Source organism: Luteibacter sp. W1I16 (genome assembly GCF_050434905.1).
Classification (GTDB): Bacteria; Pseudomonadota; Gammaproteobacteria; order Xanthomonadales; family Rhodanobacteraceae; genus Luteibacter.
On the sequence record NZ_JBNDJJ010000001.1, the window covers coordinates 2,925,270 to 2,940,984 of the forward strand.

Below are 15,715 nucleotides of genomic sequence, written 5' to 3' on the forward strand. Positions count from 1 at the left end.
ACTCCCGTACCTCTATCGGTGAACGCCCATTCTAGCCGTCCGTCGAGGCCGACGCTTCAATCCAGTCCGCAAGCGATGTCATGTCGGGGAATTCGAGATCCGGCGTGGGTCCGTGCGACCAGCGCTCGCCCGTGCGGTTGAGCCAAACCGTACGCATTCCCGCTTCGCGCGCACCCACCACGTCGAGCAACGGATCGTCACCTACGTGAAGAATGTCGGCCGGCGGGACGCCCAGCGCTTCCGCCGCGGCCAGGAAAATCTGCGGGTGCGGCTTGGCCACGCCGACGCCGCTGGCGTTGAGGCGGGTATGGAAGAAGTGGTGAAGGCCGATCACTTCGAGGTCGGCGTTGCCGTTGGAGATGCTCACCAGCGGCACGTGCCCCGCGATGCGTTCGAGCGCGGACAAGGTGTCGGGGTACAACTCCACGTTGTTGCGGGCGGCGAAATAGATGCGCCACAACTCGTCGACCGGCGCGTCGTCGATACCGCAGGCGGCGAAGGCGTGGCGGATGGTCAACCGGCGCTGTTCGCTGAAATCGTGGGAGAGATGGGTGTGTTCCCGTGCGATCTTCTCGCGAAGCTCACGCATGGCCTCGATCGGCCATGCGTTTGCGACATCGGGGTGGTGCTGACGGAGCCAGCGGTCGACGCAGTGCTCGGCTTCGATCAGGGCCGGAAGCACCGGCCACAGGGTGTCGTCGAGATCGAGCGATACGGCGCGGACGGGCACTGCTTAGCGGGCGCCCACTTTGAGCACCTGGCCAAGGCGGACGTTGTTGTCCTTCAGGCCGTTCATGGCGCGCAGCTTGTTCACGTCGACCGAGTTCTTCCTGGCGATGGAGTAGAGCGTGTCGCCCGGCGCCACCTTGTAGGTGCGCGACGCGGCGGCCGGCTTCTTCTCTTCCGCGGCCTTCGCCACCGGCTTCGCGGCCTTCGCGGCGGGCTTGGCCTCGGCGACCTTCGGCGTGGTGACGGCCGTGGACTTCTCCGAGGCGTCGGCCGGCGCGGCGACGACGGGCTTCGCCACCGGCTTGCCCTTCACGGTGACCGCGTCGGCCAGTACCTTGGCGAACTTGCCGCCGACCTTGGCGTTGTCCGAAGCGGTGAAGGCATCCGAGCGCACGCCCGCGAAGCCCATGTGCGCCGTGGTGCTGACACTGGCGACCACCTTGGCGAACTGCGACGGCTCGGCCGTGGTGGCGACCGATGCCTTGGTCTCCTTCGCGGCCTTGGCGCCCTTGCCGGCGACCTGGGCCTTGGCCAGCGCGGTTTCCTTCGCGGCAACGGCGGCCGGCGCGGCGGCGACGGCGGTCGGCGTGGTCATCGCCTGACCCACGTTGGCACGCGTGCCGACGGTGGAAGCGATGGCGGCACGGCGGGCGGCATCCTTCGAGGCGAGGGCCATGCCATCGGCGTACGGGATGAGGCTGTGCGAGCGCAGCAGCGAGCTGCCCTGGCTCGAGGTGAGGAAGGTGATGAACTCCTTCACTTCCGCGGCCTTCGGGCCGGCTTCGTTGCTGACCAGATAGAGCTCGGTGTACAGCGGGTAGGTACCGCTGCCGACCGTCGACACCGAGGGCGCGACGCCGTCGATGGAGAGGATCTTCACCTTCTTGTTCGACGATGCGCCGGCGAGCGTGGTGGCGCCGAGGCCTTGCTTGTCGAGGGTGACACCCTCTTCGAGCTTGGCCACGTTCACGTAGAGGCGCGGCGCGGCCACCGGCTGGTTGCCGCGGCCGAACAGCAGCTTGCGCAGGCTGTATTCCACGCCATCGCCCGGGCTGGCCACCGCGTAGAGGTTGATCGGGGCGTCGTTGCCACCGAGTTCCTTCCAGTTGGTGATGTGCCCCATGTAGATCTCATGGAGCTGCTTGAGCGTGATGTTGCTGACCGGGTTCGACGGGTAGGTCACCATCACCAGCGCATCCCATGCGACCGGGGTGAAGGTGAGCGACTGCTCGGCGCCACCGATGCCGGGGCGGGCCGAACCGGCGAGGTCGGCGGAGCCCTTGGCGACCGCGTCGATGCCGGAGGCGGTGTTGAAGGGTTGCAGTTCGATCTTGCCCTTGCCTGCCTTTTCCCACGCCTTGGCGACGTCGGTGACCACGCCGCGGGCAGTGGTGATGTCTCCGCGCCAGACCAGTTGCGGTCCCGCGGCAAGAACGGTGGCGGAGGCGCTAAGGCCGATCAGCGTGGCGGTGAACAGTCGCGCGAAACGAAGAGACATGGACGGCAAGAACCTCGGGATGGGACGGGGTAGGCAAACAAGGCCGCAATTGTGGGCCATCGGGGGCCCGCGCGCACCATTGACGTCGTTCAGCATCCTGCCGTTGGTAAACGGAACGTAGGCTGTCGGGCCAATCGCCGCTTAAGCGGCTTCCCACCCGGTTGCGGCTGCCTGGTGGGAGCCGACCCTGTCGGCGATGGGCTTCCCGGGATCGCGGGATCGCCGCTTAAGCGGCTTCCCACCCGTCAGCCGCAACCGGGTGGGAAGCTGCTTAAGCAGCGATTGGTGCCGCAGGACCACCGCATGGCCACAGGACCACCACATGGCCACAGGACCACCGCATGGCCACAGGACCGCCGCATGGCTACAACGCCCCAATGAGCTAAAGGACCACCGATGGCCCCGCTCCAGGAAAGTCACAGCACCACGTAATACACCGCATCATCCCGCACGACAGTCAGCAACAACTGCCTTCCACCCAACGACCCCGTGGTCGGCAGGCTCTTCACCCCGGCAACCCGCCGCTGCGCGATGCCGATCACGATGTCCCCATCCTGCAACCCCGCCGAAGCCGCCGGCGACCCGCGCCGCACGCCGCTCAACGCCACGCCATACAAGCCCTGCGCCTTCTGCTCAGGCGTCAGGTCGCTCAGCGTGACCCCCGCCAGCCGCGCATCCACCTTCGCGCCGTCCAGCGTCGCGAGCTTCACCGCCGCAATGGTCGCCTGCACATCCTGCGTGGCGCCGTCTCGCTTCACCGTGAGCTTCACCTTCGCGCCCAGAGGCAGCAGGCCCTCCGCATTGCGCACATCCTGCGCCGCGCGCACGGGCTTGCCGTCGACCGCGGTGAGCACGTCGCCGACCTGCACACCCGCGCCCTCGGCCGGCGAACCATCGTTGATCCGCGTGACCACCGCGCCGTTGGTGTCCTTCAGGTTCAGCGCCTGGGCGATGCGCGGCGTGATGTCCTGCACTTCCAGGCCGAGGTTGCCGCGGCGCACCTTGCCGTAGGTCAGCAGCTGCTTCATCACGCCCGTGGCGAGATCGGTGGGGATGGCGAAGCCGATGCCCACGTTGCCGCCCGAGGGCGTGAAGATCATCGAGTTGATGCCGACCAGCTCGCCGCGCAGGTTCACCAGCGCGCCGCCGGAATTGCCGGGGTTGATCGAGGCATCGGTCTGGATGAAGTTCTGGAAGCCCTTGCCCAGGCCCGAGCGGCCCAGCGCCGAGACCATGCCCGAGGTGGCCGTCTGCCCGAGCCCGAACGGGTCGCCCACGGCCACCACGAAATCGCCCACGCGCAGTTGCGATGAATCGGCGATGGGCAGCGCCTGCAAGCGGTCGGCCGGAATCTGCAGCACCGCGACGTCGGTATCCGGATCGCTGCCGAGCAGCTTCGCTTTGAAGTCTCGGCCGTCCTGCAGGGTCACCGTGATGTCGTCCGCGCCGCCCACGACATGGTTATTGGTCAGCACGTAGCCCTTGGCCGCGTCGATGACCACGCCCGAGCCCAGGCTCTGTTCCACGCGCTCGCGCTGAAAGCCCTGGTTGCCGAACAACTGGCGAAACAGCGGATCATCGAAGTAGGGATCGCGCGCACGTACGTGCGTCTTTGTCGAGATGTTCACCACCGCGGGCGTCACCTTGGCCAGCATCGGCGCCAGCGAAGGTATCGGCTGACCGTCGACGGACGGCGGCAAGGCGGCGAACGTCGGCGACGCCAGGCTCAGGGCCAGGGTGGCGCCGAGGGTGAACAAAGTGGTTCGCCGGTAACTGCTGGCAGGCATTGAAAAGCTCCTTGTCTGGTGTGCTCCGGGCACGTTCTGGGGGCATTCGACCACAACCCGGGCCCCGGGTTTCAATCCTTGAGAATGCCTTCGCCGACACTTTACATCGCCCCCCTCCGGGTTTAAGGTTCACTCCGGCCGCAACCACAACATCTTGTGTTCCGAAGTTCGCTATCTACCAAGTGCTGGTGCTGCGGATCATCAGGTACAAGCTTCAAACCAGCGTCGGCAAAGGCTTTTCGGAGCCGGCGAGGGTAGCAAGGATGGTCGGTGAGACCTCCGGGGGGAGGGGCACCGACAGGTTGCGCCATCGCATACCTATAAGAAGGCCTACAAGGGCCAAGACTCGAGGACGACATACATGAGCACTGCACGTGCGCAAGCCATGGGGCTTGAGACCGCGGCGATTCCGCTTCAGCCCGCCTCGTACGACATCTGGGACAAGAAGTACCGCCTGAAGGCCAAGTCGGGCGATCCCGTCGACGGCTCGGTGGACGAGACCTACAAGCGCGTCGCGCGCGCGCTGTCGGACGTGGAAGCCACCGACGAACTGCGCCATCACTGGTACGAGCGATTCCTCTGGGCCCTGCGCCGCGGTGCGATCCCCGCTGGCCGCATCACGTCCAATGCCGGTGCGCTGGAGCACAAGCCCGCCACCTCGACGATCAACTGCACCGTGTCGGGCACCATCCTCGATTCGATGGACGACATCCTGGAGAAGGTGCACGAGGCGGGCCTCACGCTGAAGGCCGGCTGCGGCATCGGCTATGAATTCTCGACGCTGCGTCCGCGCGGCGCCTACGTGTCCGGCGCCGGTGCCCACACCTCGGGCCCGCTCTCGTTCATGGATATCTACGACAAGATGTGCTTCACCGTCTCGTCCGCCGGCGGCCGCCGCGGCGCGCAGATGGGTACCTTCGACATCGCCCACCCGGACGCCAAGGAATTCATCCGCGCCAAGCGCGAGGATGGCCGCCTGCGCCAGTTCAACCTGTCGCTGCTGATCACCGACGGATTCATGGACGCGGTGGAGAACGACCAGGACTGGCCCACGGTTTTCCCGGTGCACGTGAAGGAACAGCACGAGATCGACCTGACCGATCCGGCCAAGGTCATCTGGCGCGAGTGGCCCACCAAGGAAAACTACGTCACCCGTGACGACGGCCTGGTGGCCTGCAAGATCTACGGCCACATCCGCGCGCGGCACCTGTGGGACATGATCATGGTCTCGACGTACGACTACGCCGAGCCGGGTTTTATCCTCATCGACCGCGTCAACGAGATGAACAACAACTGGTGGTGCGAGCACATCCGCGCCACCAACCCCTGCGGCGAGCAACCCCTGCCGCCGTACGGTTCGTGCCTGCTGGGCTCGGTGAACCTCACCACCTTCGTGCGCGACCCGTTCGGCCCGAAGGCCCGCTTCGACTGGGACGAGTACCGCGAAGTGGTGCGCGTGTTCACCCGCATGCTCGACAACGTGGTGGAGATCAACGGCCTGCCGTTGCCGCAGCAGCGCGAAGAGATCATGTCCAAGCGCCGCCACGGCATGGGCTTCCTCGGCCTGGGTTCCACCCTCACCATGCTGAAGATGCGCTACGGCGCGTCCGATGCCGTGGCCTTCACGGAAGAAGTCTCCCGTGAGATGGCCGTGGCCGGCTGGGAAGTGGCGCTGGAACTGGCCAAGGAAAAGGGCCCGGCGCCCGTCCTGGCCCGCGACTACGAAGTCACCGGCGACATGCTGCGCAAGCGCCCGGAGATGGTGAAGGACGGCTGGAAGGTCGGCCAGGCCATCAAGGGCAGCGTGCTGCACGCGAAGTACTCGCGCTACATGCAGCGCGTGGCCGAGGTGGCCCCGAACCTGGTCGAGGCCCTGGCCGAGACCGGCGCGCGCTTCACCCACCACTCGTCCATCGCGCCCACCGGCACGATCTCGCTGAGCCTGGCCAACAATGCCTCCAACGGCATCGAGCCCAGCTTCGCGCACCATTACTCGCGCAACGTGATCCGCGAGGGCAAGAAGTCGAAGGAGAAGGTCGAGGTCTTCAGCTACGAGCTGCTGGCCTACCGCGCCTTCATCAACGGCGACGCCCTGCCGTTCTCCGAGGACCCGAAGACCCGCCTGCCGGATTACTTCGTCTCGGCCGACGACATCAGCCCGAAGGAGCACGTGGACATCCAGGCGGCCTCGCAGAAGTGGATCGACTCTTCCATTTCCAAGACCGCCAATGTCCCCACGGACTACCCGTACGAAGACTTCAAGGACATCTATTTCTACGCGTACAAGCAGGGTCTGAAGGGCTGCACCACCTTCCGGTTCAACCCCGCCGCGTTCCAGGGTGTGCTGGTCAAGGAAACCGACCTCGAGAACACCCTCTATCGCTTCGAATTGGAAGACGGTAGCGTTGTCGAACTGAAAGGCAACGACGAGGTCGAGTACGACGGTGAAATGCACACCGCCGCGAACCTCTTCGATGCCTTGAAGGAAGGCTATTACGGCAAGTTCTGACCCCGCGGAGAGGGAATACGTATGTCGAGTGAAAACCAGATCGTCGAGGGTGAACTGCCCTCGATCGACACCATCGATACCGACAGCACGCCGGCAGCGGAGACGGAAGTCGCCGCTCCCGTGACGCCAGCTGCACCGGTCGTCGCCAAGAAAGTCGTCAAGCGCAAGCCAGTCGCCAAGAAGGTGATCGAGGCCCCGGCCCCGACCAGCGAGACCCCGTCCACCGACGCCACCAGCAAGCCCGCGGCCAAGACCACGAAGGCCGTCCGCAAGGCACCGGCGAAGAAGGCCGTGGCTGAAGAGCCGGCCGCTTCGGCTCCGGCGAAGAAGGCTGCGAAGAAGGCCACCAAGAAAGCCGCCGCCAAGAAGGCCCCGGCCAAGAAGGCGGCTGCGAAGAAGGCTTCGACGAAGAAGACTTCGGCCAAGAAGGCCGTCGGCAAGAAGGCAGCCGCGAAGAAGTCGGTCGCCAAGAAGTCGGCGGCTAAGAAGGCCACGGTGAAGAAGTCGGCTGCCAAGAAGGCTTCGGCCAAGAAGGCGCCGGCGAAGAAGGTCGCGGCTAAGAAGGCTGCCAAGAAGGCACCGGCCAAGAAGGTTGCCGCGAAGAAGGCTGCCAAGAAAGCCGTCAAGAAGGCCGTCAAGAAGGCACCGGCCCGCAAGGTCGCCGCCAAGAAGGCGGGCCGCAAGGCCGCAGTGAAGAAGTCGGCCGGCCGCAAGGTCGCCGTCAAGAAGACAGCCCGCAAGGGCGTGGCGAAGAAGGCAGCCGGTCGCAAGACCGCCGGCCGCGTCGCCAAGAAGGCTACGTCGCCCCGGAAGGCCGCGACGAAGAGCGGCCGCCGTACGGCGGGCCGCGGTGCTACCAAGAAGACGGTCCGCAAGGCCGCCGGCAAGACGACCGCCCGCAAGGCTGTCGGTAAGAAAGCCGCCTCCAAGGCGGTAAAGAGGTCCACTGCCAGCAAGACCGGCCGGACGTCGGCGCGCAAGAGCGCCGGCCGTGGCCGTCGTAAGTAAGTAGTACCCATCCGGCCCGGCGTACGCGCCGGGCCGGATATCCAAGAGAGAAAAGTCATGGCGATCAAGATCGAAAAGAAGATCAAGGGCTACAACGTCGTTAAGCCCGAAGACAAGGCCGCTCCGGTCCCCGCCCCGTCGCCGGTGAAAGAAGCCGCGCCGGTGGCCGAAGTCATCCAGATGCACGAAAGCCTGGAGCGACCGGAGACCCTCGTCGGCAACACGTACAAGATCAAGTCGCCGCTCTTCGAGCACGCGCTGTACGTGACGATCAACGACATCGTCCTGAACGCCGGCACCCAGCACGAGCAGCGCCGACCCTTCGAGCTCTTCATCAACTCGAAGAACATGGACCACTTCCAGTGGATCGTGGCGCTCACCCGAATCCTGTCCGCCGTCTTCCGCAAGGGTGGCGACGTGACCTTCATCGTCGAAGAGCTCAAGGCCGTCTTCGACCCGCGCGGCGGCTACTTCAAGGCCGGCGGCATCTACATGCCCAGCATCGTGGCCGAGATCGGCGGCGTGATCGAACAGCACATGAAGTCGATCGGCCTGATCCACGACCCCGAAATGAGCGACGCCACCCGCCAGCTCATCGCGGAAAAGCGCGCCGCCTATGAAAACGCGAACGCCAAGCCCGCCACCACGTCCGCCACTACCCCGGTGGGAGCCGACCCTGTCGGCGATAACAAGGCTGCCTCAGCATCCACCGAAGCCTCCGGCTTTCCGCCTGGCGCCACGCTGTGCGTGAAGTGCAATACGCAGGCGCTGGTGTTGATGGATGGGTGCCAGACTTGTTTGAATTGTGGGTATTCGAAGTGCGGGTGATGTAACCCCGCATCAGCTAACTGTCGGGGTGGCTGTGGGGCACCTGGAGAAAACTGCTACTACCGCGATTTGGTAGCAAAAGCTCCCATAGCCAAGTGACTGAATAGCAAGACAGAGGGTCGCCGGTGGGTGGCCCTCTGTCTTGAGGACGCTGCTTTAGCGAAACTGACGCCGCGCCGGGCGTGGACGGAGACTTCGCGGGGCGCGTTCGCACCTCGGTAAGCCTCGCAACTAGCCCGCAGCTGGTTATGCGGCTCCCGGTAGCCCTCGATCGAACAATGAGGTTGCCTCGGTCGTCCTGACCATTGCATCGATCTCCGCTTCCTACCTGGTTGCTCGCGCAAGACTGGCCCCCATTGCGCCTATGGCAGACTAATATGAAGGTGGCACTCCGCCACGGCGCAAGGGAAGCAAGGGAATGACGTTCGAGACAGCACTTTTTGCTCGGCATGAGATCAGATACACCACGGAACATCCTGTCCCAGTCAAAGATGTCATCGCCTCGCTTCAGGGGCTTCAGCGGATCTCGGCCCATTTTCTACCCCGAACACTATCCGCACTGACGGGAGTGGAAGTACTGAGCGCCGACCTGTTTGTCGAGGGTTTCGAGCAAGGCTCATTCGTCGAGGATGTCCTCGTAAAGCTGGTCTTCGGGTCGCAGGAGAAACTGGACGCGTTCCTTAAGAAGGCGAACGAGAGTGTTGTGGCAGAAGCCAGGGAAATAATTGTAAAGCACCCGATCATTTCTGTGGCGGTGCTTGCGTTGCTGGCATACGGTGCCGCTCAAGCTTATAGCGCCATGAACGATGGTCAACAGTCGTCCGCAATTCAAGCCAATAATAACGTGATTAATATTATCGGCGCAGAGTCCTACAAAATGGATCCTCAGGCATTTGCGAGAGTGTTGACGGCAGCCGTCGGTGCAGATAGAAAGAAAATTGCTCAAGATTCGGCAAGAGTATTGGCACCCGCAAAAAACGAGGCCGCAGCCATCATTCTGGACGGTAACCAAAAGCTCTCAATTACGTCGGCGGCCGTGAAGGAAGTTCCTGCAAAGGTCGAGTTCGACGAACGGCCGCTGGAAGAAACCTACCCTGACGTGGACCTTCAGATCCGCGCTATAGATCGGGATAAGGTCAGGCAAGGATGGAAGGGCCTCATTCCGGGACTAGTGGATCGCCGGGTGCCATTGAAACTATCGGACTCCGTTGATGCTGAGGAACTAGCCAAATACGCTACTGTTCGCGCGGATGTCCGCATTGTTTATCGCCGTGATAAGTCAGGCAACCTTAAGCCCCAGCAGATAGCCGTTGATCGACTCGTGCAAGCCGACGATGAATAACCATGGATTTAATATCTAATGACCCAAAGATAGGATCTCCAGGCTTAGTTGTAGCAGGATTTGCCCCGGTGCCGACGGCGCTCGTCGCCGGTAGGGCTGTTGCTGGGTCTCAGCGGCATGCCGTCGTTCTTCATAGGTTCGGCCAGTAGGTGGCTCGAACGTCTGCTTTGGTGCATAAGCACTCGTAGCGTGCAGCGTCGTCCGAATCCTGGAAATGGCCCCAGCGACTGACATCAAAGACGAGGATTGCTGAGAAATCGACGCGTCCGGTCGTGGTATCGCCAACATCGCTTGAGACCCCGACGTCCGTCGATTTCGAGTCCATTTTTGCCGTCGCCCTGGAAGATCCGGACAACGTCCATGTCATGTTTGAAGGCATACTCGCGGACCGCAGTCGCTTGATTGGCGGTCGAGTACTTTTTTTGGCGATCAGTCGACATACGTACGTACTCGGCGACTCGAAGTCTGCCACGCACGAGGGGTGTCTCCGAAACAATATTAGGTGCCATGGGCACCTCGACAGCAGAAGTGGTACGACCCTGTACACATCCCGGATCCGTGACGAAGTACCAGTGTCCCTTGTCTGCCATAAGTTACGCATGCCCCCCGCCGAACAGTTCTGATGACCAACAGAAGCCACTATTAGCTACTATACATATCTATGGCCGCCTCATCGATTAAAAATCATAAAAAAACCAATAAAATCAATGATCTGAGTCATTGTGAAGCGATTCCTGTCAAAGTCGATGACGAGAAGCTCAAGCGCGCAATCAAGGCTGCCACTAACCGCGTCCGAAAAGCCGTCAAGAGCAATGACAAAGATGTGCTCAAGACATTGCATCTGCGCGCAAAGGTCGCCGACCCGCTGACCGACTACGAGAATCTGAGGCGATTGTTTTCCAAACTACGTAAATATTTCCCCCAGTCTGCACGAATTGAGCCTTCCCGAATTGCCCCCTATTTGATACCGGTTGCTCCAGACTCTTTGGAGGAAAAGCTCTTTAAAGTGGCGCGTGGTTATTGGTCAATGCCCTATTCAAAGGGATATGGCCGACGGATGCGATTCTTGGTGATGGATGCCCATCACGAAGCATTGATTGGGATTATAGGGCTGCAATCACCGTCTGCAGACCTTGCTTGCAGGGATCAATATCTGGATGTACCCCGCGCGCAAAAACTTTCGGTAGTGAACAATACGCTGGATGCGTACACGGTGGGAGCCACGCCGACGTACGCGCCCCTACTAGCGGGAAAGCTAGTTGCGGGTTTCTTGTGCTCCCCGCGAATTCGTCAAGAGTACTGGCGAACATACGGACACCGCGAAACAACTCAACTAAAACAACGAATACCTCAGCCTCTCCTAGCGATTACAACTTCCAGTGCCTTTGGGCGAAGCTCTATCTATAACCGGCTGCGAAATGCAGAGGGGGTATTGGCAAAACCGCTGGGATTCACGCAGGGATTTGGCAGTCTTCATCTTGAGGAGGTCTATCCGATGATGGTCCAGTGGCTACGCCAGGCAAATAAGTATGTGCCGGCAGGCTTTGGTAATGGCCCGAAAGTTCGTTGGCAAAACATCTGTAACGCATTGGTGGGGTTGCGTTTGCCAATGGCCCATCTTTCGCATGGCATTAAGCGAGAAGTGTTTCTATTCGAACTTGTCAATAATCTGCTCGACGTGTGCCGCGAGGGCGCCACACCAGACCCTATAGCCTTCGACGATGAAGTTTGGGGCCAATACTGGCTCGACAGATGGGCCCTGCCACGAGTGGAGAGGAACCCCGAATGGCACGAATTTGACGCTCCCGGCCTCCTTCGTTGCGCTTTGAACATTCGGAAGTAGGTTGTTAGGGATCATTGATTCATGTCTTCGCGGATGGTGCGCTGGCACCGGATCGGATTATCCGTCCTCTGTAGCTCAAGTTTGACGAGAGTCAGCCGTAAGTTATAGTTGAACAGTACGAAATGACCGAGCCCGGGGACTCGTGGTCGGTAGAAAATACAAGGAAGGAGGGGCGGAATGACAGGTTGGCACTCCGAAGGCGCACCGGCGCTACCACCCGAGCCTGAGGCTCGGTAGTGTCTTGTCCAACGTGACGGCGACAGCACTTTCTCGCATAGAGCACGAGCTTGATGCGCACTTCAAGGCCCTAAAACTTGAAAAACAGCGCGTTGGCGCGCCCGTGTTTGCGCTAGAGCATCCGTATGATGAGGGATGGACGCGGCAGCTATCGAAACTCCTAGAAGAACACCTGCGGGAGCGTGGATTCCTCTCAGAAGATTTTTGGTTGTGTACGGTCGTCAGCGCAGCTGAACACGGCTACGACTTCGCAGGTCTTGAGTTCTGGGATTCGTTCGTTCCCAGTTCGTCATGGTGGCAATACCAGGGCAATCGCGAACTGCTTCGCGAATGGTTTAAGCGATTCGCCACGAAGTACCGGGGCGCTAAGCCTAGCGGTAGTTGGGCCGAGCGTTTCCGATTAATAAGCTGGCCTATTACGCACGCGCTTTTGCCCAAAGATCTGCAGCTTCAACTCGCTGAGACCTTGCACTATGGTCGCGGGGACTTAGCAGCCGGGGCCGAACTACAGGACGAGGACTTGGGTCGATTGATTCGGGCACACGCGCACTTTCCGACCCCTCGTTATAGGCACTTTCTTCAAAACGAAGCGCTTGTAGGCCAAATCGTACACACACTTTTGCGCGACCATGGTGATCAACCTTCCGCAATCTTTGCTCCCACACTCCAGCGCATCAGCGGCGATATTGCCTCACGGGCACAAGAGAGAGAATGGATTCGAGCGGCGCGCGAAAAATATGCTGGTCCCGTAGCTCGCATCGGCGGCCGGCTCGCAAGAATTTGGTCTTGCGCCAATGATGCGGATCAAGGGGAGCAGAGGAGAGGCGACGATCACGATGAAATACGCGCAGCGCCATATCGGATGCTCCGGACGACATTCCAGCTACGTCGTTCACTGAGCGGAACCGTGCAGGTCTTCCTGCTTCCGCCATCATTTGTTGGACTGTGTGCTCAAAGGCCCGAGTTCAAGCAGGCGCTTGCTGAGCGCGACATCATTTGCAACGTGACTGACAGGGCTAAGCCGGCGACTTCATTGATGTCTGATTGCCCGTCTGGGTGGCAGTTGACCGCCTGGCCAGTCACTGATGCCGCACATGTCGTTCTCTCACCGACTCTGCCTGAGGCACTAGAGCTGTATGCAGGTCCAATGATGTCAGCGCCCGGACCCATCTGGCTCTTCGAGTCATTCGTGGGTGGTCGTGCGGATCAATGCAATGATCTGGTCGTCAGGCCCGGCGGTCAGTATTATTTGATCGCACGAGCGAGTAGCGTCGTAGAGTCGTTTGGAGCACCGTTGACGTTAGAGTGCGCTAACGTCGCGGCGGTTGAGTTGACGTTGCCGAACATTGTGCCTAACGAACTGATCTCGGCTTTGAAGTCTGTGGGCATATCGGTCCGCCGCTCCTTGACCGTCAGGGCGGCAGGGCTATTCCCTCGCAACGCCGCCTCCGGAATCGGTGGAGAGTGGCTGACGACGGAATCAGTAGCTTTCGTACTGGATAGGGATCACGAAATCGACAGTATTGACGTAACGTTGGATGGACAGCTGTCCCAGATGCCAGTCTCGACGTCCGAGCGCCATCTGCTGATCGCGTTAGGTCGATTGCCAGAAGGACGCCATGACCTTGTCATTCAGTCCATTCAGCATAATCCCACGTCGGCGCATGCTGGGCCTCATCGGACCAGCGTGGCTTTCAGTTTCCTCGTCCGCCGACCTACCGTGTGGATACCCGACCGCTTGGCGGACGATGGGATGATCGCGCTGGTGGATCCTGCAGCGCCCACGATCGACGATTTTCTTACCGGCAAGCTGTCACTTCAGGCACAAGGGGCCGCCGGGCACGTGAAAGTGGTAGCGACGCTACTCAAGGATGACGGCCAACCGGTTCTTGAGCGCGAGCTTCTTTCACGCCCGTTACCTCTTTCGGTGACGAGGTGGAACCAATGCCTGCAGGACTTCCTGGACGAATGTGACGACGAAGAATTTCTGGCTGCCCGAAGCGGTAGCTTAAGTATCAAAACACGTGACATGGGTAGTCAGGCTATACGTCTGAGAGCCGATCCCAAGCCTATTCGGTGGGTGGTCGCTCGCCTTAAGCAGAAGGGATTCGCTCGACTCGTCAATGATGGAGTGGACTCCGAAGATATCGCCATCGATTATTACGCGTTTGTCACACCAGCCAGGCGCGTAGCTGTAGTTGCCTCTAGCGCCATCGAAGGCTTAGCTGTTGCCGAGATGTCAGGGCTACTTGTAGCGAGGGGAGGCGGGTGCGAGCAGTCCGTCGTTACCTCCTTGTCTCGCATCAGTGGAGGCTTGAACGCACTGGCCCTGCCACCGATCGACTCCGAATTGCCTATTAACGAATTGATCGAATGCTGCGGTCGATGGGCAAGAGCAAGGCCAGTGAATGCCACGGCTCGGTTGCGCCAATCCCGCGTTGTCCACGCGTTTAGTATTAGTCTATTGGAGATCCTTTGCGGCAAACCATGGATTAAATCTGAAGATTCCATCCACAAGGCGGCGGATAAGCAGCTCTGGGATGCTATCGAAGGTGCGGTTGAGCCACACGCGTCAAACTCCTATGGCATTAGTCTTAGTCACGCCTGGTGCAAAGGCAACATAGGGGTAGGTGATATCCGCCAATGGCACGCCAAGACTTCCATGGCCTATTACGGTGCGTTGGTCAACGAAGAATGTATACGTGTGTGCTGGAAGGCAGCAACGAGGGCAGAGGCCTTATCCACCTACGACAGCGAAGTTTTGAATAGGGTGGATGCAGCGACTCGCGGTGTTCTGGTCCGCGGCGCGCGCCTCCTAAATTTGTACGCCTCTTTCCGCCGTACGGGAGCCCCGTGAACGCCACAGGAACGCGATTGATAAATCCAATGGAGATGCGTGCCCAAATCGCCAGCGATCTGGGCATTCGTTCAAGGGTGGCGTCGACAGACATGATTTTGGCACAGTCGTTGCGACGGCTTTGTGGACTGATGTGCCCGGTTCCAAGAGAATTAGTTATTGAATGCGCTATTCAATCCCTCGACGTGGCATTAGAGGTTACGCAACCGCAGCTCAAAGAACTTGTTCATGAGACGATCGAGGCTCTTATTGTTGCCGGGGATCTGGTCGAAGTGACCGATGACCCTACGAACGGCAAGATTCATACGGCACTGTACCTATGTGCGCCTCGCTTCATGCCGCTCGGCGATCGGCATTATCTACTTGGTGTTGCCAGCGACGACGCCGTACTCTTGCCCGAGGACATCAGTTCGGCTCTTATCCACGAAGGAGCTGTTCGGTACCTACCATCCGCGACAGCTGCAACTGTCGTGGAGCGATTGAGGTTGCCAGAGATTAACTACAAAGATTGGACGCGCAAGTTTTCTTATGGAAGTGCCGAAGATCTCCGAAGTGACATCGAAGAAAGGCTTCGCATTCGTGGCACCGTTGGTGACCCAGGTGATATTCGTCTATTATCGCATGCTGGGGGTCAGGCGAAATATAAAGAACGGTGGCGTTCACCTGCGGACGAGAGCGGGTACCACGTGTTTCGCGTTGAACGTACGTATGGCGCAGCGGCATGGTTCGTAGGATTATTCAGCGCCGGTCGTTGTACGCGCTATCTAGCCATCGATCCATTGGAGGTCGGCGGGCGAGCATGTGACGCCGCTTGGTTGATACAGCTTGCAGTCGACGCAACTAATGGCCGACCTAATACTTATACACTGGAGGCCGACGGCTGCCGCACGGTCATTCGTCCTGGGTTCCCTCTTCCAACTCAGGCGCATCGACAACTGATCGTTCTTTCGGGTCGTATTCCCTCGGACGTATCTCCTCAAGGCGTCTTGTCGTTTTCATCAGGAACCGTCAATGAGGCGGAGGCCTTTCTGCAAGAGTCTTGCTGGTTCGTTCGACTTTGATGCATTCAATCACGAT

The 15,715-nt window shown here is 60.5% G+C and carries 11 protein-coding genes; 7 read left to right on the forward strand and 4 right to left on the reverse strand.

Features of this window, described 5'->3' with window-relative positions; all coding sequences use genetic code 11:
• Positions 1-31: 31 nt before the first annotated feature.
• The 3 genes from QFZ41_RS12905 to QFZ41_RS12915 form a co-directional block, all read right to left on the reverse strand.
• Positions 32-730 carry an HAD family hydrolase gene (locus QFZ41_RS12905; RefSeq protein ID WP_429199137.1) on the reverse strand — a complete coding sequence of 233 codons (699 nt, stop codon included), beginning with the start codon at positions 728-730 and terminating at the stop codon, positions 32-34.
• Positions 731-733: 3 nt separating this feature from the next.
• Positions 734-2,227: a LysM peptidoglycan-binding domain-containing protein gene (locus tag QFZ41_RS12910; RefSeq protein WP_429199138.1), complete on the reverse strand. Its 1,494-nt coding sequence runs from the start codon at positions 2,225-2,227 to the stop codon at positions 734-736.
• A gap of 416 nt (positions 2,228-2,643) precedes the next feature.
• The gene (locus QFZ41_RS12915) at positions 2,644-4,014 is read right to left on the reverse strand and encodes a DegQ family serine endoprotease (RefSeq protein WP_429199139.1); all 1,371 of its coding nucleotides are present in this window, start codon (positions 4,012-4,014) and stop codon (positions 2,644-2,646) included.
• 361 nt (positions 4,015-4,375) lie between these two features.
• On the opposite strand from QFZ41_RS12915, the gene QFZ41_RS12920 reads away from it, so the two are divergent.
• From QFZ41_RS12920 to QFZ41_RS12935, 4 genes are all read left to right on the forward strand, one after another.
• Positions 4,376-6,523, forward strand: coding sequence for an adenosylcobalamin-dependent ribonucleoside-diphosphate reductase (locus tag QFZ41_RS12920; RefSeq protein WP_371024461.1), 2,148 nt, complete (start codon positions 4,376-4,378; stop codon positions 6,521-6,523).
• 21 nt (positions 6,524-6,544) lie between these two features.
• The gene (locus tag QFZ41_RS12925; RefSeq protein ID WP_429199140.1) at positions 6,545-7,531 is read left to right on the forward strand and encodes a histone; all 987 of its coding nucleotides are present in this window, start codon (positions 6,545-6,547) and stop codon (positions 7,529-7,531) included.
• A gap of 57 nt (positions 7,532-7,588) precedes the next feature.
• The gene (locus QFZ41_RS12930) at positions 7,589-8,359 is read left to right on the forward strand and encodes an NrdJb (protein ID WP_429199141.1); all 771 of its coding nucleotides are present in this window, start codon (positions 7,589-7,591) and stop codon (positions 8,357-8,359) included.
• A gap of 418 nt (positions 8,360-8,777) precedes the next feature.
• The gene (locus QFZ41_RS12935) at positions 8,778-9,701 is read left to right on the forward strand and encodes a hypothetical protein (RefSeq protein ID WP_429199142.1); all 924 of its coding nucleotides are present in this window, start codon (positions 8,778-8,780) and stop codon (positions 9,699-9,701) included.
• Between the two features lie 233 nt (positions 9,702-9,934).
• Here QFZ41_RS12935 and QFZ41_RS12940 read toward each other — a convergent pair whose 3' ends face one another.
• Positions 9,935-10,291, reverse strand: a complete 357-nt coding sequence (locus QFZ41_RS12940; RefSeq protein WP_429199143.1) for a recombinase family protein — start codon at positions 10,289-10,291, stop codon at positions 9,935-9,937.
• A 71-nt stretch (positions 10,292-10,362) separates the two neighbouring features.
• Here QFZ41_RS12940 and QFZ41_RS12945 point away from each other — a divergent pair, with 71 nt between their 5' ends.
• From QFZ41_RS12945 to QFZ41_RS12955, 3 genes are all read left to right on the forward strand, one after another.
• Entirely contained in the window at positions 10,363-11,544 is a 1,182-nt protein-coding gene (locus tag QFZ41_RS12945; protein WP_429199144.1) for a Druantia anti-phage system protein DruA, read from the forward strand.
• A 241-nt stretch (positions 11,545-11,785) separates the two neighbouring features.
• A complete protein-coding gene (locus QFZ41_RS12950; protein WP_429199145.1) occupies positions 11,786-14,638 on the forward strand; it encodes a hypothetical protein in 2,853 nt (950 codons plus the stop codon).
• Complete coding sequence (locus QFZ41_RS12955) at positions 14,635-15,699, forward strand: hypothetical protein (RefSeq protein WP_429199146.1); 1,065 nt, start codon at positions 14,635-14,637, stop codon at positions 15,697-15,699. Before QFZ41_RS12950 ends, QFZ41_RS12955 begins: the two co-directional genes overlap by 4 nt.
• Positions 15,700-15,715 lie beyond the last annotated feature (16 nt).

Coding starts and splice junctions, on each gene's coding strand:
- QFZ41_RS12945 (WP_429199144.1), top strand. CDS start 10,363: ATGGCCGCCTCATCGATTAAAAATCATAAAAAAACCAATAAAATCAAT.
- QFZ41_RS12940 (WP_429199143.1), bottom strand. CDS start 10,291: ATGGCAGACAAGGGACACTGGTACTTCGTCACGGATCCGGGATGTGTA.
- QFZ41_RS12935 (WP_429199142.1), top strand. CDS start 8,778: ATGACGTTCGAGACAGCACTTTTTGCTCGGCATGAGATCAGATACACC.
- QFZ41_RS12930 (WP_429199141.1), top strand. CDS start 7,589: ATGGCGATCAAGATCGAAAAGAAGATCAAGGGCTACAACGTCGTTAAG.
- QFZ41_RS12925 (WP_429199140.1), top strand. CDS start 6,545: ATGTCGAGTGAAAACCAGATCGTCGAGGGTGAACTGCCCTCGATCGAC.
- QFZ41_RS12910 (WP_429199138.1), bottom strand. CDS start 2,227: ATGTCTCTTCGTTTCGCGCGACTGTTCACCGCCACGCTGATCGGCCTT.
- QFZ41_RS12920 (WP_371024461.1), top strand. CDS start 4,376: ATGAGCACTGCACGTGCGCAAGCCATGGGGCTTGAGACCGCGGCGATT.
- QFZ41_RS12915 (WP_429199139.1), bottom strand. CDS start 4,014: ATGCCTGCCAGCAGTTACCGGCGAACCACTTTGTTCACCCTCGGCGCC.